Source organism: uncultured Azohydromonas sp. (genome assembly GCF_937926365.1).
GTDB lineage: Bacteria > Pseudomonadota > Gammaproteobacteria > Burkholderiales > Burkholderiaceae_C > Azohydromonas.
Genome location: NZ_CALAOH010000209.1, coordinates 1 through 22,265, shown reverse-complemented (window position 1 = coordinate 22,265; position 22,265 = coordinate 1). Strand labels below are relative to the sequence as shown.

Genomic DNA, 22,265 nt, shown 5'->3' with positions numbered 1-22,265 from the left:
CCCCGAGGAGTAGCCATGCCCCAGTACACGCCCCCGCTGCGCGACATGCAGTTCGTGCTGCACGAGATGCTCCAGGTCAGCGAGGTATTCAAGGCCATGCCACGGCACGCGGAGGTGGACGTGGACACCATCAACGCCGTGCTGGAGGAGGCTGGCAAGTTCGCCGCCGGGGTGGTGGCGCCGCTCAACCCCGTGGGCGACCGCGAAGGTTGCACGCTCGACAAGGACACGCACGAGGTGCGCACGCCCACGGGCTTCAAGGCGGCGTACCAGCAGTTCGTGGAGGGCGGCTGGGGCGCGCTGTCCTGCGACCCCGAGCATGGCGGCCAGGGCCTGCCCATCGTGCTCAACCAGTGCCTGTACGAGATGCTGAACTCGGCCAGCCAGGCCTGGACCATGTACCCCGGCCTCTCGCATGGCGCCTACGAGTGCCTGCACGCGCACGGCACCGAGGAGCAGAAGGCGCTGTACCTGCCCAAGCTCACCAGCGGCGAGTGGAGCGGCACCATGTGCCTGACCGAGCCGCACTGCGGCACCGACCTGGGCCTGCTGCGCACCAAGGCCGAGCCGCAGCCCGATGGCAGCTACCAACTCACCGGGCAGAAGATCTTCATTTCCGCCGGCGAGCACGACCTGGCCGGGAACATCGTGCACCTGGTGCTGGCGCGGCTGCCCGATGCGCCCCCGGGCAGCAAGGGCATCTCGCTGTTCGTGGTGCCCAAGTTCCTGCCCCAAGGCGACGGCAGCCTGGGCGCGCGCAACGGCATCTTCTGCTCGGCCCTGGAGCACAAGATGGGCATCCACGGCAACGCTACCTGCCAGATGGTGCTCGAAGGCGCCTACGGCACGCTGGTGGGCGAACCCAACCAGGGCCTGCAGGCCATGTTCGTGATGATGAACGCGGCGCGGCTGGGCGTCGGGATGCAGTCGCTGGGCCTGACCGAGGTGGCCTACCAGAACGCCGCGGCCTATGCCAAGGACCGCTTGCAGATGCGTGCGCTCTCCGGCCCCAAGGCGCCGGACAAGCCGGCCGATCCGATCATCGTGCACCCCGACGTGCGCCGCATGCTGCTGACCGCGCGCGCCTATGCCGAGGGCGGCCGGGCGCTGGCGATGTACAGCGCGCTGCTGCTGGACCAGGCGCACGCCTCCGAGGACGAGGAGGAGCGCCAGGAAGCGGCCGAACTGCTGGCGCTGCTCACGCCCATCGTGAAGGCTTTCCTGACCGACAACGGCTGGATCGCCACTTCCGAGTGCCTGGGCGTGTTCGGCGGCCACGGCTACATCGCCGAGTGGGGCATGGAGCAGTTCGTGCGCGACGCGCGCATCAACATGATCTACGAGGGCACCAACACCATCCAGGCGCTGGACCTGCTGGGACGCAAGGTGCTGGGCGACAACGGCGCGCGCATGAAGCGTTTCGGCGCCAAGGTGCGCGAGCTCATCGAGCAGGAAGGCGTCAACGAGGCGATGCAGGAGTTCGTCAACCCGCTGGCGGACCTGGGCGACAAGGTGGTCAAGCTCACGACGGAGCTGGGCTTCAAGGCTTTCCAGAACCGCGACGAAGTGGGCGCCGCCGCCGTGGACTACCTGCGCGTGTGCGGCCATCTGGTGTTCGCCTACCTGTTCACGCTGCAGGCGCGCATCGCGCTGCAGAAGCAGGACGAGGACACCTTCTACCGCGCCAAGCTCGCCACCATCCGCTTCTACTTCGCCAAGCTGCTGCCCGAGACGGCCATGCTGATCCGCCGTGCGCGCAGCGGCGCGCAGCCGCTGATGGCCATGGATGAGGCGCTGTTTTGAGCCCCACTTTCCGTTCGGGCTGAGCGCGTCGAAGCCCTGCATCACAGCCGAGCTGCAGGCCCTTCGACGGGCTCAGGGCGAACGGCCAACACACGACCATCTTTCCAAGGAGCTCGGACCATGAGTCGATTCCAGGTGCGCAAGGCCGCCGTGCTCGGCGCCGGCGTGATGGGCGCGCAGATCGCGGCCCACTTCATCAACGTGCGCGTGCCGGTGGTGCTGTTCGACCTGCCGGCCAAGGAGGGGCCCAAGAACGCCATCGTCACCAAGGCGGTGGAGAACCTCAAGAAGCTCAAGCCGGCGCCGCTGGGGCTGGCGGAGGAGGCGGGGCTGATCCGCCAGGCCAACTACGAGCAGGACCTGGCGCTGCTGGCCGAGTGCGACCTCGTCATCGAGGCCATCGCCGAGCGCATGGACTGGAAGCAGCAGCTCTATGCGCAGATCGCGCCGCACGTGGCGCCGCATGCCATCGTTGCCTCCAACACCTCGGGCCTGTCGATCACGCAACTGGCGCAGGCGCTGCCCGAAGCGCTGCGCCCGCGCTTCTGCGGCATCCACTTCTTCAACCCGCCGCGCTACATGCAGCTGGTGGAGCTGATCCCCGCGCCGCAGACGGCGCCGGAGATCCTGGACCAGCTCGAAACCTTCGTCACCACGGGCCTGGGCAAGGGCGTGGTGCGCGCCAAGGACACGCCCAACTTCATCGCCAACCGCGTGGGCGTGATGAACATGCTCGCCACCATGGTCGAGGCCGAGCGCTTCAAGCTCTCCTACGACGTGGTGGACGACCTCACCGGCAAGAAGCTGGGGCGCGCGAGCTCCGGTACCTTCCGCACCGCGGACGTGGTGGGCCTGGATACGCTGGCACACGTGATCCGCACCATGCAGGAGCAGCTGCCCGAAGACCCGTTCAAGGCGCACTTCGCCACGCCGCCGGTGCTGGCGGCGCTCATCGGGCAGGGCGCGCTGGGGCAGAAGGCCGGCGCGGGCTTCTACCGGAAGGTGGGCAAGGACATCCTGCGCCTGGACCCCGAGAAGCGCGACTACGTGCCCAGCGGCGCCAAGGCCGACGAGATCATCGGCCGCATGCTCAAGAAGCCGCCCGCCGAGCGGCTGAAGCTGCTGCGCGAATCCAGCAACCCGCAGGCGCAGTTCCTGTGGGCCATCCTGCGCGACGGTTTCCACTACGCCGCCGTGCACTTGCAGGACATCGCCGACTCCGCGCGCGAAGTGGACCTCGCCTTGCGCTGGGGCTTCGGCATGTCGCAGGGGCCCTTCGAGCTGTGGCAGTCCGCGGGCTGGACACAGGTGGCGCAGTGGATCAAGGAAGACATCGACGCCGGCAAGGCCCTGAGCAGCGCGCCGCTGCCGGCCTGGGTGTTCGAAGGCCCGGTGGCCGAGCGCGGCGGCGTGCACACGGCCGAAGGCTCGTGGAGCGCGGCGCAAGGCAGCTTCGTGCCCCAGCGCGAGTTGCCGGTGTACGGGCGCCAACTCTTCCCCGAGAGCGTGGCCGGCCTGGGGCGCGACGCGCTGCACTCCGGCACCGAGCTGTTCAAGGGCCCGGAGCTGCGCGCGTGGACCCTGGATGGCGAAGTGCTGATCGCCAGCATCACCTCCAAGCTGCACCTCATCAGCCCGGACGTGACCGCCGGGCTGGCCAAGGCGGTGGAGCTGGCCGAACGGCAGTTCAAGGCGCTGGTGATCTGGTCGCCCGACGAGATGTTCTCCGCTGGCGCGAACCTGGAGTCGCTGATGCCGGTGTTCATGGCCAAGGGCCCGGCCGGCATCGCACCCGAGGAACAGAAGCTGCAGCAACTGATGCTGCGCGTGCGCTACGCCGGCGTGCCGGTGGTGGCCGCCATGCGCGGCATCGCGCTGGGCGGGGGCTGCGAGCTGGCGGTGCACTGCGCCAAGCGGGTGGCGGCGATGGAAACCTACATCGGCCTGGTGGAAGTGGGCGTGGGCCTGATTCCAGGCGCCGGCGGCCTGACCTACATCGCGCGCCGCGCCGCCGAGAAGGGTGCCGCCGCACCCAACACGGACCTGCTGCCCTTCCTCAAGGACGGTTTCACCGCCGCCGCGATGGCCACCGTGGGCACCAGCGCGCTGGAGTCCAGGAAACTCGGCTACCTGCAGGAGAGCGACGTCATCGTGCCGCACAAGGATGAACTGCTTTACGTCGCGCTCAACGAAGCGAAGGCGCTGGCGGCCTCGGGCTACCGGCCGCCGCTCAAGCGCAGCTTTCCGGTGGCCGGGCGCTCCGGCATCGCCACCATCGAGGCGCAGCTGGTGGGCATGCGCGACGGCGGCTTCATCAGCGCGCACGACTACCGCATCGCCCGGATGATCGCCGAGGTGGTTTGCGGCGGCGACGTGGACGCCGGCACGCTGGTGACCGAGGGCTACCTGATGGCGCTGGAGCGCAAGCACTTCTGCGGCCTGCTGGGCCATCCCAAGACCCAGGAACGCATCATGGGCATGCTGCAGACCGGCAAGCCCGTGCGCAACTGAACCCGATCGAGGACATCACATGAGCACGGTGCAAGTTCAGGACGCCTACATCGTCGCGGCCACGCGCACGCCCATCGGCAAGTCCGGGCGCGGCGTCTTCCGCAACACCCGGCCCGACGACCTGCTGGTGGCCGCCCTGCGCGGCGCGTTGAAGCAGGTGCCCACGCTGGACCCGGCGGCCATCGAGGACGCCATCGTCGGCTGCTCCTTCCCGGAAGGCGAGCAGGGCATGAACGTGGCGCGCATGGCGGTGCTGCTGGCCGGGCTGCCGCCCTCGGTGGGCGGCGCCACGGTCAACCGCTTCTGCGCCTCGGGGCTGACGGCGCTGGCGATGGCGGCGGACCGCATCCGCGTCGGCGAGGCCGACGTGCTGATCGCCGGCGGCGTGGAGTCCATGAGCCTGGTGCCCATGGGCGGCAACAAGCCGTCCTTCAACCCGGAGACGTTCACGCGCGACGAGAACGTGGGCATCGCCTACGGCATGGGCCTGACGGCGGAGAAGGTGGCGGCGCAGTGGAAGGTGAGTCGCCAGGCACAGGACGAGTTCGCGCTGGCCTCGCACCAGAAGGCCGTGGCGGCCATCCAGAGCGGCGAGTTCAGGGACGAGATCACGCCGGTGGAAGTCATCGAGCGCCGCCCGGACCTGGAGACCGGCGAGGTGATCAAGACCCCGCGCGTGGTCGATACCGACGAAGGGCCCCGCCCCGAGACCACCCTGGAGGCGCTGGCCAAGCTGAAACCCGTGTTCGCCGCCAAGGGCAGCGTGACGGCGGGCAACAGTTCGCAGACCAGCGACGGCGCCGGGGCGCTGATCGTCGCCAGCGAGGCGGCCGTGAAGCGTTTCAACCTGCAGCCCCTGGCGCGCTTCGTGAGCTTCTCGGTGAAGGGCGTGCCGCCGGAGATCATGGGCATCGGGCCCATCGAGGCGATCCCGGCGGCCCTGAAGCGCGCCGGCATCCAGTTGTCGGACCTGGACTGGATCGAGCTGAACGAGGCCTTCGCGGCGCAGGCGCTGGCGGTGGTGGACAGCGTGGGCATCGACCGCGCCAAGCTGAACCCGCTGGGCGGCGCCATCGCGCTGGGCCACCCGCTGGGCGCCACCGGGGCGCTGCGCGCGGCCACGGTCGTGCACGGCCTGCGCCGCCGCGGCGGGCGCTACGGGATGCTCACCATGTGCGTGGGCACGGGGCAGGGGGCGGCGGGGGTTTTCGAGAGGGTGTGAGGCTGGGCGGCGGAGCCGGCGTCACGATGCCGGCTTTCGTGCCCCGAGCCCGTCCGCATCGCCCTCGCTCAACTCCCGCATCTCCATCAGTGCATCCCGCAGCAACCGGACCGCGGGCATCTCCTCGCCCATCGCGCCGGTGCAGACCAGCAGCCGCCGCCGCGCCCAGGCGTCGGCCAGCGGCACGATGCGCACGCTCGCGTCCTGCCGGCGCCGGGCGGCGCTCAGCGGCATCACGGCCACGCCGACGCCAGCCGCCACGATGGGCACCATCGCGTCGAAGTTGCCCACGCGCACGCGGTGCTGCGGCACCCGCCCGGCGCGGCTGGCCTGCTGCAGCAGGAAGCGGCTGAGCCCGCTGTCCCGCGGCAGGCCGACGAAAGGTTGCTCCAGCAACTCCACGTAGCGCACGGCCGCGACCGGCTGATCGCCGTGCCGCGCCGGCATCAGCGCCACCAGCTGGTCGGCCAGCCAGGGCCGCGCATCCAGGCCGGAAGGGTCCACGTGGTCGGCCGCGATGCCCAGGTCCGCTACCCCGCGCCGCAGTGCGTCCAGCACGGCGGCGCTGGAAGCCTCCTGCAGCTCGATGTCGATGTCCGGGTGCGCGGCGAGGAAGCGGCCCAGCCGTGGCGGCAGCGCCTCCGACAGGGCCGCGGTGTTGCACAGCACCCGCACCGTCCCGCGCAGGCCGCCGGCAAAGCTGGCCATCTCCACGTGCAGCGATTCCAGCTCCACGAGCACGCGCTGCGCGTGCCGCGCCAGCGCCCGGCCCGCCGCGGTGGGGAGCGCGCCGGTCTTGGAACGCTCCAGCAGCCGCGTGCCGACCAGCGTCTCCAGCGCCTTGAGCCGCGCGCTGGCCGCGGCCAGCGACAGGCTCATGGCCTCGGCCGCAGCGGTGATGGTGCCCAGCTCCAGCACGGCGGCGAAGAGGCGCAGGTCGAACGGTTCGATGCGGTAGTCCGACACGCGGCGTGCTGCGGGCATGGTGCTTCCTTCGGCGATGCCGAAGGATATGCGGCGCGTTTACAGATGGACGCCGCGGGGCCCGCGCCGCCAGCATGCCGGGCATGAATGGAATGGATCTCTCGCAAGCCGTGGCCGTGGGCCTGGTGTTCGTGGTGGCCGGGGCGGTCAAGGGCATCACCGGCATGGGCCTGCCCACGGTGGCGGTGAGCCTGCTGGGGCTGTGGATGGCGCCCGGCGAGGCCGCCGCGCTGCTGGTGGTGCCGGCGCTGGCGACCAACGTGGCGCAATGCCGCGGGCCCTACCTGCGCCGCCTGGCCGCGAGGCTGTGGCCGGCCTGGGCAGCGCTGGCGCTGGTGACGATCGCGATGCCCGTGCCCGCCGCTGGACCGGCGGGGCTCGGTGCCCATGCGCTGCTGGGCGGCGTGCTCGTGCTCTATGGGCTGTGGGGACTGTGGCGCCCGCGCCTGCCCGATCTGCCGTCCCGGGCGCGCTGGGTGGCGCCGGTGGCGGGTGCGGCCACCGGTGCCGTGACGGCCGCCACGGCCGTGTTCGTCCTCCCGCTGGTGCCCTGGCTGCAGTGCCTGCGGCTGGGCAGGGAGGAGATGGTGCAGGCGCTGGGACTGTCCTTCACCGTGGCGACGCTGGCGCTGGCCGTGCGCCTGGGCAGCTCAGGCGGCGGCAACCCGTGGTCCGTGGATGCGGCGCTGGCGCTGCTGGCCGCCTGCGCCGGCCTGGGGCTGGGCGCCTGGGTGCGAACGCGCATCAGCGGCGCGGCCTTCCAGCGGGCGCTGTTCCTGGTCTTCGTGGGGCTGGGCGTCGCGAACCTGCTGCGTGGCGCCTGATTCGGGGTCAGCGCGACTTCACCGAGGGCAGCCGCCACCACGGCAGCTGCGGCCACAGGTGGTGCTCGTGGTGGCGCCCGAAGTGGTAGCAGGCCAGCAGCGACAGCAGCCAGGGCCAATGCAGCGTGCGCGTGCGGTGGCGATCGGCGAAGGCGTCGGCGCCATGGCGGTGCGGCAGCCAGGTGCCTACGGTGAAGAGTTGCAATGCGGACAGGATCGCCGGCAGGCCCCAGAAGGCGATCAGGTTCGAGGCCCGCGCGCCCAGCGCCAGGTACAGCACCAGCACGGCGGTAACGGTGGCGAACTCGGCCCATCCGAAGTGGCGCAGGAAGAAGGCGCGCAGCCAGGCGACGAAGGCGCGCGGGTCGGCGGCGTGGAAGTCCGGGTCCTCCGCCGTGCCGGGCGCGTCATGGTGGCGCTGGTGCGAGGCCGCCAGCCGCTGGAAGCGGAAGCCCGCATACAGGCCCACGCACAGCTGGCCGAGGGCCGCGTTGAGCCGGGGCCGGTGCGGCGCCAGCGAGCCGTGGATCGCGTCGTGCGCCACGATGAACAGCCCCGTGGACAGCCAGCTCTGCAGTGCGATCAGCAGGGGCGCGCGCACCCAGTCGATCGCGCTCCAGCGGTGGAGGAGCACGCCCCACAGGTGCAGCGCGAGCCAGCCGCCGATGATCGCCGCCGCCAGTGCGACGCCCACCAGGCGCTGGCGCGCGGGCGAGATGGTTTCGGCCGGCCGGGCCGGCGCGTGCGGAGGCTGGGGCGAGGGCATGGCGGTCGAGTTTGCGGCAGCCGGTGTGCCGTGGCCGGGCCGTCCCTCCCGCCCGCCGCTGGCAGACTCCTCCGCCATGGCCCGCCTCCTCGTCGCCACCGTCCCCATGACCGGCCACGTACGGCCGATGGCCGCGCTGGTGCGCGCCCTGGCGCAGCGGGGCCACGCCATCACCTGGCAAACGGGCCGCAAGTTCGAGCCGCTGGTGCGGGACAGCGGCGCGGCGTTCCGGCCCATGGCGCCGGACACCGACTGGGACGACGCCGACATCGAGGCGGCTTTCCCCGGGTTGCGCCACCGGCGCGGCATCGCCCGCCTCAAGGCGCAGCTCGATGCGGCCTTCATCGCCCCGGCGCCGCGCCAGATGCGCGACCTGGAAGCCGCCTGCGACGCCTTCTCCCCCGACGCCCTGCTGGCCGACCAGGCGCACCTGGGCGCGGCGCTGCTGCACGAGAGGCATGGCGTGCCCTGGGCCGGCCTGGGCGTGAGCGCGCTGGGCGTGCCCAGCGTGGACACGGCGCCTTTCGGATCGGCGCTGCCGCCGGCGCGCAACGACGGCGACCGCTCGCGCAACCGGCTGCTCAATGCGCTGATCCTGCGCGGGCTGTTCGCCGGCACCAACCGGGCCTGGCGGCGCGCCCGGGTGGCGGCGGGGCTGCCGCCGGGCGAGGGCACGTACTTCGACGTGCTCCCGCCGCAGCTCTACCTGCAGCCCACCGTGCCCGGCTTCGAGTACGTGCGCGGCGACCTGCCGCCGCAGGTGCATTTCATCGGCCCGCTGTGGCTGCGCGACGCGCCCCGGCCGCCGGCGCTGCCCGCCTGGTGGGCCGAGGTGCAGGCGTCGCACCGGCGCGGCCGGCCGGTGGTGCTGGTGACACAGGGCACGCTGGCGACCGACGTGCGCGAGCTGATCGTCCCGGCCTTGCGCGCGCTGGCGCGGGAGGAGGTGCTGGTCATCGCCACCGCGGCGCCCGAAGGCGTGGCGGCGGTGCTGCACGGCGCGCCGCCGGCCAATGCCCGGCTGGCGCCCTTCGTGGCGTACCCCGCGCTGCTGCCGCTGCTGTCGGCGGTGGTGACCAACGGCGGCTACGGTGGCGTGCAGCAGGCGCTGGCCCACGGGCTGCCGCTGGTGGTGGCCGGCGGCAGCGAGGAAAAACCGGAGATCGCCGCGCGCGTGGCCTGGAGCGGCGCCGGCCTGGACCTGCGCACCGGCCGCCCATCGCCGCGCGCGCTGCTCAAGGCGGTGCGGCGCGTGCTGGGCGAGCCTGCTTTCAGGACGCGCGCCCGGGAACTGGCGGCGCAGATGGCGGCCTTCGATGCGCCGGTGCTGGGAGCCGGCCTGGTGGAGCGGCTGGCGGCCACGCGGGCGCCGGTTTTGCGGTAGACGCGGGATGCCTGGCCTGAGGGCGAAACGGTAGGCCTTCTACTTCGTCATCCCCCCTCCACCAGCGCCTTCCACCCTTCCGGATCGCTCCGGCGCAGCTCCTCCAGCTCGGCGCGCAGCCGCTGCATGCGCTGCGTGCAGCTTTCCTGCTTGAGCTTGGCGACCTCGCGTGCCAGCGCCTGGAAGTCCTGTACCGCCTGATGCTCGTGGGTCTGGGGCAGGGCCTCGACCACGGCCTGCATCGCGTCCATGAGCCGGCCGATTTGTCGCCCATAGCTGACGCGGCTGAGCACCGCCTGCTCCACTTCGGGCGCCGAGGAATTGGCGTGATTGACGATCAGGTTGCCGAAGCTCCAGCCCGGGTTGATGGGCTGCCAGAGCTGGCTGGGAGCGAGCTGCAGCCAGCGGCCGTCGGGGGCGGGCGGCCAGCGCAACGTCCAGGTCCAGCCGTCGGCGGGGGCCGGCGCGGCGTCCTTGCTCATGGCGTCCTCCTGTGAAGGTGTTCAGGCACGGCGGGCCAGCATAGGGGCCCGGCGCGAGGATTGCTCGCGCGTGGCGCCGGCCCTGAAGGAAGACGATGGACCTGTGGGCGCTGATCGAAACCCATGGCTACTGGATGCTGGCCCTGGGCTGCCTGCTCGAAGGCGAGACCATGCTGGTGCTGGCCGGCTTCGCCGCGCACGAGGGCCACCTGAGCCCCGCCGGCGTGCTGGCCGTGGCCACCGTGATGGCGATGGTGGGCGACCAGATTTACTTCTGGCTCGGTCGCTGGCACGGGCCGCAGCTGCTGGCGCGCTACCCCAAGCTGGCCGCCAAGGCCGAGCGGGTGCACGTGCTGCTCGACCGCTGGCACGCGCCGCTGATCATCGGACTGCGCTTCGCCTACGGGCTGCGCATCGCGGGGCCCATCTTCATCGGCGCCTCGCCGCTGGCGGCGTGGCGCTTCGCGCTCTACAACGGCATCGGCGCCGTGATCTGGGCGGTGGTGATTGGCGGCATCGGCTGGGCCTTCGGCGCGGCGGCGCAGGCGCTGCTGGGCGAGCTGCAGCGCTACCAGATGGGCCTGATGGGCGCGCTGCTTGGAGCGGCGCTGCTGGTGTGGATGTGGCGGCGCCATCGGCGGCGGGAGCGCTGAGGCCGCGCACCGGGGGGTGGGTCCGACTCGTGTCCAATCGCGGCTTTCACACGCGAGAGGACGAACGTTGGGACAAGCCGTGATGGTGCTGGGCACCACCAGCGGGGCGGGCAAGAGCTGGCTCGCCACCGCGCTGTGCCGCTGGTATGCGCGCCGAGGACTGAAGGTCGCACCCTTCAAGGCACAGAACATGAGCAACAACGCCCGCGTGGTGCCGGGCCCGGGCGGGCGCGTGGGCGAGATCGGCAGCGCGCAGTACTTCCAGGCCCTGGCCGCGGGCGTGGTGCCCGATGTGCGCATGAATCCCGTGCTGCTGAAGCCCGAAGGCGACACCGCCAGCCAGGTGATCGTGCTGGGCCAGGTGCGGCCGGACCTGATGGCCGTGCCCTGGCGCTCGCGCAGCGAGCAGCTGTGGCCGCCGGCGCGCCAGGCGCTGCAAGAACTGCTGGACAGCCACGACGTGGTGGTGATCGAGGGGGCGGGCTCGCCGGCCGAGATCAACCTGCACGCCAGCGACTACGTGAACATGCGCACCGCGCTGGCGGCGCGCGCGGCGTGCCTGCTGGTCACGGACATCGACCGCGGCGGCGCCTTCGCCCACCTCTATGGCACGCACGCGCTGCTGCCGGCCGAGGAGCGGGCGCTGATCCGCGGCTTCGTGCTCAACCGCTTCCGCGGCGATGCCTCGCTGCTGGCGCCGGGCCCACAGCAGTTGCAGGCGCTCACCGGCGTGCCCACGGTGGCGGTGCTGCCGATGTGGCGCGAGCACGGCCTGCCGGAGGAGGACGGGCTGTACGACGAGGCGCCGCGGGGCGAGGGCATTCAGGTGGCGGTGGTGGCCTACCCGCGCATCTCCAACCTGGATGAATTCCAGCCGCTGCGCCGCCTGCCCGGCGTGCGCCTGAGCTGGGCGCGCACGCCGGCGCAGCTCGCGGGCGCGGACTGGATCGTGCTGCCCGGTTCCAAGCACACCAGCGGCGACCTGGCCTGGCTGCGCGCGCAGGGGCTGGACGAGCCCATCCGCCGCCACGCCGGGCTGGGCCGGCCGCTGCTGGGCGTGTGCGGCGGGCTGCAGATGCTGGGCCGCGCGCTGCACGACCCGCATGGCGTGGACGGCAGCGGCCCGGGGCTGGACCTGCTGCCGCTGGAAACCACTTTCGACACGGCAAAACTGCTGCGTCCGGGCCGGGTGCGGTTCGAGGCACTGGAGGCGCCGTGGGCGGCGCTGTCCGGCGTCGAGAGCGAGGGCTACGAGATTCGCCACGGCCGCACGCGGGCGGTGGGCGAGGGCGCCGCCGTGGCGCTGCGCAACGCGGACGGCGAGGCCATCGGGTGGCAGCGCGGCCACGTGCTGGGGCTGTACGCGCACGGGCTGTTCGAGTCACCCGCGGTGCTGCACTCGCTGTTCGGCGCGACGGTGCCGGCGCTGGATGCGGTGTTCGAAGGGATGGCGGAATTCGTGGAGCAGCATTTCGAGCCGGGAGTGCTGGAGGGGCTGCTGGGGACTTGCTGATCCAGTTTCTTGGCAGGGAGCTGGCTGGCGTGCTGCGCTGTGCCGGCCGGAGGGCGGTTGCCGACGCCGGGGGCTCAGCGGCAGGCCGCGGGAAGCTCAATTGCTTCGCGCCACGGTCATGTCGGCTTCTGAACTTTCTTTTGACGAAAACCTGGACGCCCGGGCCCCTGCGCCCAGCGCGGCGCTGGTGTGGCACACCAACGCCGAGGGCGCCATCGAGATCGAGAACCCGTCCTGGAGCGCCTTCACCGGCCAGGACTTCGCCCGCTGCCGCGGCTGGGGCTGGAGCGACGCGGTGCATCCGGACGACCGCCCCGAGGTGCTGCGGCGCTGGCAGCGGGCGCTGGCCACCGGGGACGTGTTCCTGCTGCATTACCGGCTGCGTCGGCGCGACGGCGAGTACCGCGAGGTGATGGCGCAGGGCGCGCCGGTGCTGGCGCGGGACGGCTCGGTGCGCGAGTGGGTCGGCACCTGCGTGGACGTCACCGCCGAGCGCCGTGCGCAGGCGGCGCTGCGCGCCAGCGAGGAGCGGCTGCGCTTCCTGGACCGCATCGGGCAGGCCACGCGCGCGCTCACCGACGCCACCGAGGTCATGGCCGTGACCGCGCGCATGCTCGGCGAGCACCTGGGCGCCACGCGCTGCGCCTATGCCGACGTGGAGCCCGACAACGACCGTTTCACCATCCGCAGCGACTGGTCACGCCCGGGCGTGCCCAGCAGCGCCGGCGTGTACTCGCTGGACTTGTTCGGTCCGCAGGCCACCTCCAACCTGCGCCGCGGCCGGCACCTGGTGGTCAACGACGTGGACCGCGAGCTCGGCGACGAGGGCGGCGGGCGCATGTTCAACGCCATCGGCATCAAGGCCATCATCTGCGCCGGCCTGGTCAAGGAAGGGCGGCTGGTGGCGATGATGGCCGTGCACCAGGCGCATCCGCGGCGCTGGACGCCGCTGGAGATCTCGGTGGTGGCCGAGGTCGTGGAGCGCAGCTGGGCGCACATCGAGCGCGTGCGCGCCGCGGCCATGCTGCGCGAGCAGGACCGGCACAAGGACGAGTTCCTGGCCACGCTGGCGCACGAGCTGCGCAACCCGCTGGCGCCCATCAAGTACGCGATCGCGCTGCTGCGCCTGTCCACCGACCCCGCGCGGCAGGCGCAGGCGCACAACACCATCGACCGGCAGGCCTCGCACATGGCGCGGCTCATCGACGACCTGCTGGACGTCTCGCGCATCAGCCGCGGCCTCATTGCGCTGCAGCGCGAGCAGGTGCCGCTGCGCCGGCTGATGCTGGAAGCGGTGGAGACGGCGCGCCCGGCCATCGAGTCCGCGCGGCACTGCTTGACGCTGCAACTGCCCGACGAGGGCGTGCTGCTGGACGCGGACCCCGCGCGCATCGTGCAGGTCATCGGCAACCTGCTCACCAATGCCGCGAAGTACACGCCCGATGGCGGCGAGATCCGCCTGGCGGGCTGGCCGGCCGGCGCGCGCGCCGTGGTGGAGGTGGTGGACAACGGCGTGGGCGTACCGCCAGAGCAGCAAGGGCGGCTGTTCCAGATGTTCACGCAGTTGCACCACAGCGCCGGCCGTGCCAAGGGGGGCCTGGGCATCGGGCTGTCGCTGGTGAAGAAGCTCACCGAGATGCACGGCGGCAGCGTGCGCATGCACAGCGGCGGGCTGGACGAGGGCAGCACCTTCAGCATCGAGCTGCCGCTGGCGCGGCAGGTGGCGCCGGTGGCGGGCGCGCTGCGAGGCGCGCCGCTGCAGGCGCTGCCGCAGGGCGCGGAAAGTGCGCCACGCGTGCTGGTGGTGGAGGACAACCCCGACGGGCTGGAGATGCTGGTGTCGCTGCTGCAGGCGCTGGGCCTGCACGTGGCCTGGGCGGCGGACGGGGCCGAGGCGCTGCGGCAGGCGCAAGGTTTCAGTCCGCGGCTGGTGCTGCTGGACCTGGGCCTGCCGGGCATGGACGGCTACGAGGTGGCGCGGCGCCTGCGCGCCGATCCGCGGCACGCCGGCACGGCCCTCGTGGCGCTCACCGGCTGGGGCGCCGAGAGCGACCGCCGCCGCACCGCCGAGGCCGGCTTCGACGCGCACCTGACCAAGCCGGTGGAGCCCGACGCGCTGCGCGCGGTGCTGGAGCATTTCGCGCGGGTGGCGGAGTGAGGGGCGCGGCACGGCCGCCGCAATAAGCGCACTGGTTTAAGTGCCGGTACCGGCCTGGTGTGAGACATCACCGGTCCGCCCATGGTCCCGCGCCGGGAAAGGCAATTCAAGCCGCCTTCATCTCAAGCGCAAGCCGTGGTTCGTGAAATATTGCAGGGTCGGCGGAATATGTGACGAGCGGCGCTTGATTCTTGGGAAGCACCTTGAGTGGCTTTTCAGGTTCGAACTGAATTGCCATGGACCGGCAGGCATCCACGCCGTGAATGCCACCACCGTTTGGCAGGCCGTGAATTTTTCCCGGATTCGCGTGGATCAAATCGGCTGCGCCAACGCCGGACCGCCGCATTCCATGCGCATGTGGAATTTGCCGGCGCCGCCATCCAGCCGCTTTCCAGGAAGGGCGGGCAGGCAGCAAGCCGAGGCACAGGGGATTGGGAATGCACCTTGCCCGATGGTGGCTCCCATCACTTTCCGGAGAACACCATGCCTGGATTCCTGATCGGCGTCGTCGTCGGCGCGCTGGCGGCCTCGGCTTACCTGAAGAAGAAAGGCGGCGTTTCCCTGTCGTCCGCCACCTCCTCGCCCTCACGCTTTACCGGGGCCACCGAGGGCCGCGTGGATGAGCTCTCCAGCGCGGCCCAGATGACCAACCCTGAAACCGCCCCGCTCAATGCCGGTGACGGCACGCCTTCGGCCGCTTCCGGCACGAGCCGGCCGATGAACCCGCAGACGCCGGCCACCGGCCTGTCCGAAAGTCGGCATTGACGCGTTGAGGCGGGCGCGGGGCCGTGGGACGGCTGGCGCCGTCCAGTCCCTGCGCACGCCCTGCAGGCCGCGTCCATGCGGCCCCGCGGCGCTACGGACAAATTCGGCGCTACTGCGAAAGTTATTCGGGTCATCCCAATATTCGCCGATGATTACATCAGGCTGACAATCTGGATTGATCCTAAGACTGCAGTTCAGTTGCGGTGCGTCAAGGCGCGAGGGTAAGTCCCGTGAAAGCTAGGAATAAAACGCCTTACATTCGTCTGACTGAGTTTGACTGCCTGCTTGCCGTGAAATACGGCCCGGTTGCTTGATATTGGTTAAATCCGCTGCCCGTGAGGCCGCGGCCTCGGGAAAAACTGGCTCCTCACGCCGTCAGGCGGCCCCGGGTGACTGCCGGGGCCGTGAAACGGCATGGCGGTGCGGCGGCCGGGCAGGCGTTTCTTGATTTTTTCAACCTGGAATTGGTTGCCTGACGGTTTACGCAACGCAATATGAGAACAAATCTGCCCGTCACCGGCCGCGAATACACCATTCCGGCTGGCGTGACCTTGATGTCCACCACGGACCTCGACGGCCGCATCACCTATGCCAACGCCGCCTTCGTGCAGGCCAGCGGCTTCCAGCGCGGGGAGCTGCTGGGGCAGCCGCACAACCTGGTACGCCACCCGGACATGCCGCCAGCGGCCTTCGCCGACATGTGGAGCACGCTCAAGGCTGGCCTGTCCTGGTCCGCGCTGGTGAAGAACCGGCGCAAGAACGGCGACCACTACTGGGTGGAGGCCAGCGCCACGCCCATGCGCCGCGACGGGCAGGTGGTGGGTTACATGTCGGTGCGCACGCCGGCCTCGCCGCAACAGATCCAGGAGGCCGAGCGGCTCTACGCCGACTTCCGCGAAGGGCGCACCAAGGGCCGCAAGATCCACCACGGCCTGGTCGTGCGCAGCGGTGTGATGGTCTGGATGTCCGCGCTGCAGCTCCTGCCGCTGCGGGTGCGGCTGGGGTTGATCATGGCGCTGGCCCTCTTGGTGGCGGTGCTGCCCGCGCTGGTGCTCGGTGGCGCCAGCGCAATGCAACTGGGGCTGGGCCTGGGCGGGGCGGTGGCCGCAATGGTGCTGAGCGGCCTGCTGCTGGAGCAGCAGGTGGTGGCGCCGCTGCGTGCGGTGCTGGCGCAGGCCAACGCGGTGGCCTGCGGCGAGGCCCGGCGCAGCCCGCCGCTGAACCGCGTGGACGAGATCGGCCTGCTCATGCGCGCCGTCAACCAGTCCGGGCTCAACCTTCGCGCGCTGGTGGACGACGTGGCCGAGCAGGTGGGCGGCGTGGCCGTGGCCAGCGAGCAGATCGCCACCGGCAGCAGCGACCTCAGCGGGCGCACCGAGCAGACTGCGGCCAGCCTGGAGCAGACCGCCGCGTCGATGGAAGAAATCACGCAGACGATCCAGCAGAACTCCGCCACCTCCGTCGAGGCGCGTCGGCTCGCCGAGCAGGCTTCGTCCGTGGCCACCGAGGGCGGCGAGGCGATGCAGCAGGTGTGCCGCCACATGAGCGACATCCAGCGCCACAGCGCGCGCATCGCCGACATCATCGGCGTGATCGACAGCATCGCCTTCCAGACCAACATCCTGGCGCTCAACGCCGCGGTGGAGGCGGCGCGCGCCGGCGAGCATGGCCGCGGCTTCGCAGTGGTGGCCGGCGAGGTGCGCGCCCTGGCGCAGCGCTCGGCCACGGCGGCGCACGAGATCAAGGCGCTGATCGGGGAGTCGGTGGAGCGGGTCAACGCCGGCAGCCACTACGTGGAGCAGGCCGGCACCACCATCGACCGCATCATCGAGCAGATCAACCGCGTGTCGGCGCTGGTGTCCGAGATCTCCGAGGCCTCGGCGCAGCAGCGCCAGGGCTTGGAGCAGGTGCACCAGGCGGTTTCCGAGCTCGACGGCACCACGCAGCAGAACGCCGCGCTGGTGGAGCAGAGCACTGCCGCCGCGGTCTCGCTCAACACCCGCGCCAGCCTGCTGGCCGAAGCCGTGGCCGTCTATCGTGGCGCGGGCAACGGCACGTCCAGTGGCGTGTCGGCGTTGCAACCCAGTACCGAGCGGCGGCCGTCCCCGGGCCGTGCGCCCTCAGCCGAGCCGCGCCTGCGGCGCGTGATGGCCTGAGGCCTGGCCGGCGTCCGGAGCCCGGCGGGCGCGGGATCGGGCAGAACACCGGGCGTCGGCGGTTCGCCACCCCTGGGCTTCGTGCGGACGTGGGGCCGCCTGGGTCCCTGCCTACGCAGGGATGGCGGCGTAGTCGTCGAACCTGGCCAGTTCACGACCGAGGCTCCAACACTTTTCCCCGGACAGCGGTGTGCCCGCGCCGCAAACCAGTCTTCCTCCACGCCCGCTCCGCACCCCGCGCCAGGGCCGCCATCCCGCATCGGGGACAATCCCGCCCTTGCGTGAGCAGGGCAGCGGGATCCAGGGAGTTTTGATTGATGCGGCAAGGAGGACTTTTCGACGCGGAGACGCCGCCGTCCGGCAAGGAAAGGCCGGGCCCGTCGCGGCGCAAGGCGCCGGCGCCCGCGCTCGAACTCGTCCCCTACGGCAAGTTCAAGGACCAGCCCCTGAGCGTGCTGCTGGTGCACGCGGAGTACTCGCTGTGGCTCATGGGCGCGCGCCACGCGCACCTGCGCCGCCACCACCCGCAGCTGCTGCAGTGGCTGCATAAACACTTCGGCCCGCCGGCGAGCACGCCGGAGCAGAACCGGCTGCAGAACCGCTTCCTGCAGCCCGACTTCTGCCTGAAGCTGCTGCTGCGCGTGAACCCCGAGCTGCCGGCACAGCTGGCCGCGGCCGTGTCGCCCGAGGCCATCGTGCGCGGCTGGCAGGCACGGCTGCCCGCGCGCATCGCGCTGCGCTACCAGGACTACGGCCTGCACGAGCCGCTGGAGGAGGGCGACCCCATCCCCGAGGCGCACCTGCGCCATAAGTCGCGCGTGCTGCAGGCGCTGGAGCGCGAGCTGCCGCGCCTGGTGGTGGAGTGCCCCGGCACACCGCTGGACACCGTGCCGGCCGTGGCCCCCGACGGCGAGCCGGTGCAGCGCTGGTGGGAGCCGGTGCTGCAGCTCGACCCCGCGCTGTTCGAGATGGATGGCGCGCATGTGCAGTTCACCGCGCGCGCGCAGTGCCGCGTGCGCGTGGACGGCGAGGCGCCCAGCGAGGGCGCGCTGGTGGACTTCAGCTTCGAGGACGAGCTGCGCATCGAGCTGCGCGCGCACCTGGGCGACGACTACCCCTCGGTGCTGCGCACCATGCGCGCCAAGCGCTGCAACGTGCTGCTCATCGGCCAGTTCGAGGCCGACGGCGCGTGCTGGGAAGAGTTGATAGAGATCTATGCCCGCCGCGGCATCCGCGTGGCGCTGCTGGACGAGGTGCTGGTGACGGCCGTGCCCTCGGCCGTGCGCAAGCTCAAGGTGCCGGCACTGGAGCCCGATGCGCTGCTGGACGCGGCGCGCGAGGAGCTGGAACGCTTCGACGCCGAGTGGCTGCTGCGCGGGCGGGGGCTGCAGGCCCGGCTGGGGATGTAGGCGGGCGGCGCCTATGATGTGTATGAAAGCTTGCCAGGATACACATCATGCGCACCAACATCGACATCGACGACAAGCTGCTCAGCGACGCCATCCGGCTGTCCGGCGCCAAGACCAAGCGTGAAGCCGTGGAGCTGGGACTCCGCACCCTGGTGCGACTGCGTCAGCAGGAGGAACTGCGCAAGCTGCGGGGCAAGCTTGACTGGCAAGGTGACCTGAATGCGATGAGGACCGACCGGTGATCCTCGTCGACTCCAGTGTCTGGATTGACTACTTCCGAGGTACGCCGACGCCGCAAGCCGATGAGCTGGACCGGTTGCTGGGCCATGAAGTCCTGGCCACTGGGGACTTGATACTGGCCGAGGTGCTGCAGGGCTTCGCCAGCGAACGTGATTTCAATCAGGCCAGGAAGCTGCTGACTTCGCTGGAAATCGTGGACATGGTGGGAGCCGAATTGGCAATCCAGGCGGCAAGAAATTTCCGCACTCTTCGGGCATTGGGCGTCACCGTGCGCAAGACCGTGGACACCTTGATTGCCACTTGCTGCATCGAGCGCGGTCACGCCCTGCTGTTTTCCGACAGAGATTTCGACCCCTTCGTGCGCCACCTGGGCCTGGTTCCGGCCTTGCCGGCAGCCTGACTCCGGCCGCTGGCACACCTCGGGCCGGCATCCAAGTGGCTGGCTCTACCGCGCCGGCGCCACCACCCGCACCACGCTTTCCTTCCAGTCCTTGAAGCCCATGCGCTGGTAGAGCCCGTGCGCGGCGTGGTTGTCGCTCATGACGTGCAGGAAGGGCGTCTCGCCACGGCGCATCTGGCGCCGCAACAGTTTCAGCATCAACCGCCTCGCCCAGCCGCGGCCCTGGCAGTCCGGGTGGGTGCATACGCCACTGATCTCGCGCAGCGGCCCGGCGGCCATGCGCTCGCCGGCCATGGCGATCAGCCGCCCGTCCTCGAAGATGCCGAAGTACTCGCCCAGCTCGACGGTGCGCGGCCCGAAGGGCCCGGGACGCGTGAGCGTGGCCAGCTCCAGCGCCTGCGTGGCGTGCGCCGCGCCCAGCGGCACGGCCTCGGGCGCCTCGTCCGCCGGCGGCAGCTCGCCTTCCCAGACCATCTTGAACATGGTCGTTTCGGCCTCGATGTGCCAGCCCGGCGGCGCCTTGCCCGACCAGCCGTCGCAATAGAAATGCTCGCCGGCCTCGCAAAAGGGCCGCAGCGCCTTGAAATCGGGCCGCTCCTGGTCGGCGAAGCCCACGATGGGAGAAAAGCCCGTGGCGTAGCGGCGCGCCGTGTCGGTGCCGGCCGAAAAGCGCCGCTGCGCCCCGGACAGGGCGTGCCAGACGATGTTGTCGAGGAGATGCTGCGGCATGGCTTCCTGTGTACAGGCCCCAGGGGCCGCGATGATGCACCCGCTCGGTGCGGCCCTCACTCCGAAGCCAGCGCCAGCTCCGCGGCCTTGACCGCGTGCAGCGTGGTGGTGTCCAGCAGCGGCACGGTGGCGTCCTGCGGCTTCACGAGCAGCGAGATCTCGGTGCAGCCCAGGATGATGGCCTGCACCCCGTTGTCCACCATCCGGGCCATGATGCGGCGGAACTCCCGCCGCGACTCCGGCAGCACCTGCCCCAGGCACAGCTCCTCGTAGATCACGCGGTGCACGATGTCGCGGTCCGCCGCGTCGGGCACGCGCACCTGCAGCCCGTGGCGCTGGCGCAGCCGCTCCTTGTAGAAGTCCTGTTCCATGGTGAAGCGCGTGCCCAGCAGGCCCACCGTGGTCAGGCCCGCCTGGCGGATCTCCTCGCCCGCGGGGTCGGCGATGTGGAACAGCGGGATGCGCACCGCCGCCTCCAGTTCCTGCGCCACCTTGTGCATGGTGTTCGTGCACAGCACCAGGAAGTCCGCGCCCGCGGCCTGCAGCGACCTCGCCGCGCCGGCCAGGATCAGCCCGGCCGAGGTCCAATTGCCCTCGCGTTGCAGCTGCTCGATCTCGTGGAAGTCCACGCTGTAGAGGATCACCCGGGCCGAGTGCAGCCCGCCCAGGCGAGCCTTCACGGTCTCGTTGATGAGCCGGTAGTAAGGCACGGTGGATTCCCAGCTCATGCCGCCGATGAGGCCGATGGTCTTCAAATCAAGGCTCCTCCTTGGGTCACAGCGACGCGATGCTTTGGATGATCTCCCGCTTCTCCCCGGAAAGCCCGTCGAGCTGCTCCATGCGGATCCTGCCCTCGCGCAACAGGCGTCCGAAGACGAGGGGCAGCTGGGAATAGCGGTAGTCGTATTTCCGGTCGATCTCGCGCCGCTTGCTTTCAAGATACTCCTGGATTGCCCACACGCCCTCGATGCCGGCCGTCGCGGCGGCGCGAGTCTTGAAGTCCTCCACGATCTCCGCCAGCTCCGCTTTCAGGGCGGCGTCGAAAACCTGCTGCGCGAGCTTCTTTTCGGACTTGGACCAGTTGATGTCGTGGTACATGGCGGTTGCCTGGCTGTAGGGCTTCAGTTCGCTTGGCGCAGCCGCTGCGCCTCGAAGAATCGCAGCATGGCCGCCGTGGCGTCCGGGCCGCTGGCATCGGTGTAGGAGCCGCCGGGATGGCCGCCGGACCACGCATGGCCCGCCCCGTGCACGGCCCAGTGCTCGGCGCGCGGCCGTCCGGCGTCGTCGTGCCAGACGCGCCGCGTGTAGGAGCGTCCGCCCGGGCTGCGTCCGCGCTCGGTGTGGCTGGCCGCCGCGGCGTCGGTGCAGGCGGCCAGGGCCCGCTCGCCGTTGGACGGGTGCACGGTGCCGTCCCGGTCGCCGTGGAAGACGATGGTGGGCGGCACCGGGCCTTGGGCGGCAGGCGCCTCGTGCGCATGGGCTTCGGCCTCGCCGTCCTCCAGGCCGTCCCAGCCGGGAAGCCCGGCCATGCCGGGCAGCTCGCCCAGGTCGGGCATGCCCGGCAGGTCGGCCAGCGCCTGCAGCTCCTTGAGCTGCTTCAGGTCCTTCAGGCCCTTCAGTCCTTTCAGGTCCGGCAGGCCGGCCAGGCCCGTGCCGCCCGCCGCGCCACTCGAACCGGCTGCGCCGGCCGGCGCGCCCTGCATCGCCGCCAGGGCGGAGGGCAGGTCGCGCGCGGCGCCGGCGGGCAGCCCGGAGTGCACTCCCACGGCGGCGAACAGGTCGGGATAGGCGGCGCCCAGGATGGCCGCCATCGCGCCCCCGGCGGACAGGCCCGCCACGTACACGCGCCGCGGGTCGATGCCGTGACGCTCGACCACGGCGCGCGTCATGCCCGCCAGCAGCGCGGGCTCGCCCCGGCCGCGTCCCTGGTGGTTGTGCTTGAACCAGTTCCAGCAGCGCGACGGGTTGGCCTTCTGCGCCTGGGCCGGGTAGAGCACGTAGAAGCCCCGTTCGCGCGCCGCGGCGTTCATGCCGGTGCCGGTAGCGAAGTCGTCGGGGTGCTGGGTGCAGCCGTGCAGCATCACCACCAGCGGCAGGCCCTGGCCATGGCGGCCCGGCGGCACGTAGAGCTTGTAGTGGCGGGTGAGGCCGGCCTCGGTGTGAACGCCGTCGATGAAGCTGTCGCCATCCACCTGGGCCGGGTCGGGCACCGTGGCGGGGGCGGGCCGCGGCCTGGCGCCCGGCGGCCGGGCGCGGCCCGGCGACG

20 protein-coding genes are annotated in these 22,265 nt (G+C 71.2%); 13 read left to right on the top strand and 7 right to left on the bottom strand.

Translation table 11 applies throughout. The features are described 5' to 3' along the window. The first annotated feature begins 15 nt into the window (after positions 1-15). The 3 genes from Q0741_RS22495 to Q0741_RS22485 all read left to right on the top strand — a co-directional run bounded on the left by Q0741_RS22495 (position 16) and on the right by Q0741_RS22485 (position 5,536). Positions 16-1,803 (top strand): acyl-CoA dehydrogenase C-terminal domain-containing protein, encoded by a 1,788-nt coding sequence (locus Q0741_RS22495; protein ID WP_298235427.1) that lies wholly within the window; start codon positions 16-18, stop codon positions 1,801-1,803. Between the two features lie 120 nt (positions 1,804-1,923). Continuing rightward, positions 1,924-4,314 carry a 3-hydroxyacyl-CoA dehydrogenase/enoyl-CoA hydratase family protein gene (locus tag Q0741_RS22490; RefSeq protein WP_298235426.1) on the top strand — a complete coding sequence of 797 codons (2,391 nt, stop codon included), beginning with the start codon at positions 1,924-1,926 and terminating at the stop codon, positions 4,312-4,314. 19 nt (positions 4,315-4,333) lie between these two features. Continuing rightward, positions 4,334-5,536: an acetyl-CoA C-acyltransferase gene (locus Q0741_RS22485; RefSeq protein WP_298235425.1), complete on the top strand. Its 1,203-nt coding sequence runs from the start codon at positions 4,334-4,336 to the stop codon at positions 5,534-5,536. 21 nt (positions 5,537-5,557) lie between these two features. Here the strand turns inward: Q0741_RS22485 and Q0741_RS22480 are convergent, their stop codons facing one another. After that, a complete protein-coding gene (locus Q0741_RS22480) occupies positions 5,558-6,520 on the bottom strand; it encodes a LysR substrate-binding domain-containing protein (RefSeq protein WP_298235424.1) in 963 nt (320 codons plus the stop codon). Positions 6,521-6,603: 83 nt separating this feature from the next. Here Q0741_RS22480 and Q0741_RS22475 point away from each other — a divergent pair, with 83 nt between their 5' ends. Further along, positions 6,604-7,344 carry a TSUP family transporter gene (locus Q0741_RS22475; protein WP_298235423.1) on the top strand — a complete coding sequence of 247 codons (741 nt, stop codon included), beginning with the start codon at positions 6,604-6,606 and terminating at the stop codon, positions 7,342-7,344. Positions 7,345-7,351: 7 nt separating this feature from the next. Here Q0741_RS22475 and Q0741_RS22470 read toward each other — a convergent pair whose 3' ends face one another. Continuing rightward, on the bottom strand, positions 7,352-8,188 hold the full coding sequence (locus Q0741_RS22470; protein WP_298235422.1) for a fatty acid desaturase: 837 nt from the start codon (positions 8,186-8,188) through the stop codon (positions 7,352-7,354). Between Q0741_RS22470 and Q0741_RS22465 the strand changes: the two genes are divergently transcribed. Beyond that, on the top strand, positions 8,187-9,494 hold the full coding sequence (locus tag Q0741_RS22465; protein WP_298235421.1) for a nucleotide disphospho-sugar-binding domain-containing protein: 1,308 nt from the start codon (positions 8,187-8,189) through the stop codon (positions 9,492-9,494). The genes Q0741_RS22470 and Q0741_RS22465 overlap by 2 nt on opposite strands. A 47-nt stretch (positions 9,495-9,541) precedes the next feature. On the opposite strand, the gene Q0741_RS22460 is transcribed toward Q0741_RS22465, so the two are convergent. After that, on the bottom strand, positions 9,542-9,976 hold the full coding sequence (locus Q0741_RS22460; RefSeq protein ID WP_298235420.1) for a hypothetical protein: 435 nt from the start codon (positions 9,974-9,976) through the stop codon (positions 9,542-9,544). A 95-nt stretch (positions 9,977-10,071) separates the two neighbouring features. Between Q0741_RS22460 and Q0741_RS22455 the strand changes: the two genes are divergently transcribed. The 8 genes from Q0741_RS22455 to Q0741_RS22420 all read left to right on the top strand — a co-directional run bounded on the left by Q0741_RS22455 (position 10,072) and on the right by Q0741_RS22420 (position 19,270). Then, positions 10,072-10,629, top strand: coding sequence for a DedA family protein (locus tag Q0741_RS22455; RefSeq protein WP_298235419.1), 558 nt, complete (start codon positions 10,072-10,074; stop codon positions 10,627-10,629). An 82-nt stretch (positions 10,630-10,711) separates the two neighbouring features. After that, positions 10,712-12,142, top strand: a complete 1,431-nt coding sequence (locus Q0741_RS22450) for a cobyric acid synthase (RefSeq protein WP_298235473.1) — start codon at positions 10,712-10,714, stop codon at positions 12,140-12,142. Between the two features lie 118 nt (positions 12,143-12,260). Beyond that, positions 12,261-14,300, top strand: a complete 2,040-nt coding sequence (locus tag Q0741_RS22445; protein WP_298235418.1) for an ATP-binding protein — start codon at positions 12,261-12,263, stop codon at positions 14,298-14,300. A gap of 207 nt (positions 14,301-14,507) precedes the next feature. Continuing rightward, positions 14,508-15,065, top strand: a complete 558-nt coding sequence (locus Q0741_RS22440) for a hypothetical protein (RefSeq protein ID WP_298235417.1) — start codon at positions 14,508-14,510, stop codon at positions 15,063-15,065. A 554-nt stretch (positions 15,066-15,619) separates the two neighbouring features. Next, positions 15,620-17,221 carry a methyl-accepting chemotaxis protein gene (locus tag Q0741_RS22435; protein WP_367184164.1) on the top strand — a complete coding sequence of 534 codons (1,602 nt, stop codon included), beginning with the start codon at positions 15,620-15,622 and terminating at the stop codon, positions 17,219-17,221. A gap of 317 nt (positions 17,222-17,538) precedes the next feature. Then, positions 17,539-18,630 (top strand): hypothetical protein, encoded by a 1,092-nt coding sequence (locus Q0741_RS22430; RefSeq protein ID WP_298235415.1) that lies wholly within the window; start codon positions 17,539-17,541, stop codon positions 18,628-18,630. 47 nt (positions 18,631-18,677) lie between these two features. Further along, positions 18,678-18,872, top strand: coding sequence for a type II toxin-antitoxin system VapB family antitoxin (locus Q0741_RS22425; RefSeq protein WP_298235414.1), 195 nt, complete (start codon positions 18,678-18,680; stop codon positions 18,870-18,872). Next, positions 18,869-19,270 (top strand): PIN domain nuclease, encoded by a 402-nt coding sequence (locus Q0741_RS22420; RefSeq protein ID WP_298235413.1) that lies wholly within the window; start codon positions 18,869-18,871, stop codon positions 19,268-19,270. The genes Q0741_RS22425 and Q0741_RS22420 overlap by 4 nt, the downstream gene beginning before the upstream one ends. Positions 19,271-19,315: 45 nt before the next feature. Here Q0741_RS22420 and Q0741_RS22415 read toward each other — a convergent pair whose 3' ends face one another. From Q0741_RS22415 to Q0741_RS22400, 4 genes are read right to left on the bottom strand one after another with little or no spacing between them, the layout of a single operon-like run. After that, positions 19,316-19,999 (bottom strand): GNAT family N-acetyltransferase, encoded by a 684-nt coding sequence (locus tag Q0741_RS22415; RefSeq protein ID WP_298235412.1) that lies wholly within the window; start codon positions 19,997-19,999, stop codon positions 19,316-19,318. 56 nt (positions 20,000-20,055) lie between these two features. Further along, positions 20,056-20,754: an aspartate/glutamate racemase family protein gene (locus Q0741_RS22410; RefSeq protein WP_298235411.1), complete on the bottom strand. Its 699-nt coding sequence runs from the start codon at positions 20,752-20,754 to the stop codon at positions 20,056-20,058. A gap of 19 nt (positions 20,755-20,773) precedes the next feature. Next, positions 20,774-21,097, bottom strand: coding sequence for a hypothetical protein (locus Q0741_RS22405; RefSeq protein ID WP_298235410.1), 324 nt, complete (start codon positions 21,095-21,097; stop codon positions 20,774-20,776). 23 nt (positions 21,098-21,120) lie between these two features. Then, positions 21,121-22,209, bottom strand: coding sequence for a PHB depolymerase family esterase (locus tag Q0741_RS22400; RefSeq protein ID WP_298235472.1), 1,089 nt, complete (start codon positions 22,207-22,209; stop codon positions 21,121-21,123). Positions 22,210-22,265: the final 56 nt, after the last annotated feature.

Coding starts and splice junctions, on each gene's coding strand:
- Q0741_RS22475 (WP_298235423.1), top strand. CDS start 6,604: ATGAATGGAATGGATCTCTCGCAAGCCGTGGCCGTGGGCCTGGTGTTC.
- Q0741_RS22495 (WP_298235427.1), top strand. CDS start 16: ATGCCCCAGTACACGCCCCCGCTGCGCGACATGCAGTTCGTGCTGCAC.
- Q0741_RS22455 (WP_298235419.1), top strand. CDS start 10,072: ATGGACCTGTGGGCGCTGATCGAAACCCATGGCTACTGGATGCTGGCC.
- Q0741_RS22425 (WP_298235414.1), top strand. CDS start 18,678: ATGCGCACCAACATCGACATCGACGACAAGCTGCTCAGCGACGCCATC.
- Q0741_RS22480 (WP_298235424.1), bottom strand. CDS start 6,520: ATGCCCGCAGCACGCCGCGTGTCGGACTACCGCATCGAACCGTTCGAC.
- Q0741_RS22435 (WP_367184164.1), top strand. CDS start 15,620: ATGTCCACCACGGACCTCGACGGCCGCATCACCTATGCCAACGCCGCC.
- Q0741_RS22430 (WP_298235415.1), top strand. CDS start 17,539: ATGCGGCAAGGAGGACTTTTCGACGCGGAGACGCCGCCGTCCGGCAAG.
- Q0741_RS22490 (WP_298235426.1), top strand. CDS start 1,924: ATGAGTCGATTCCAGGTGCGCAAGGCCGCCGTGCTCGGCGCCGGCGTG.
- Q0741_RS22405 (WP_298235410.1), bottom strand. CDS start 21,097: ATGTACCACGACATCAACTGGTCCAAGTCCGAAAAGAAGCTCGCGCAG.
- Q0741_RS22465 (WP_298235421.1), top strand. CDS start 8,187: ATGGCCCGCCTCCTCGTCGCCACCGTCCCCATGACCGGCCACGTACGG.
- Q0741_RS22470 (WP_298235422.1), bottom strand. CDS start 8,188: ATGGCGGAGGAGTCTGCCAGCGGCGGGCGGGAGGGACGGCCCGGCCAC.
- Q0741_RS22460 (WP_298235420.1), bottom strand. CDS start 9,976: ATGAGCAAGGACGCCGCGCCGGCCCCCGCCGACGGCTGGACCTGGACG.
- Q0741_RS22415 (WP_298235412.1), bottom strand. CDS start 19,999: ATGCCGCAGCATCTCCTCGACAACATCGTCTGGCACGCCCTGTCCGGG.
- Q0741_RS22485 (WP_298235425.1), top strand. CDS start 4,334: ATGAGCACGGTGCAAGTTCAGGACGCCTACATCGTCGCGGCCACGCGC.
- Q0741_RS22445 (WP_298235418.1), top strand. CDS start 12,261: ATGTCGGCTTCTGAACTTTCTTTTGACGAAAACCTGGACGCCCGGGCC.
- Q0741_RS22450 (WP_298235473.1), top strand. CDS start 10,712: ATGGTGCTGGGCACCACCAGCGGGGCGGGCAAGAGCTGGCTCGCCACC.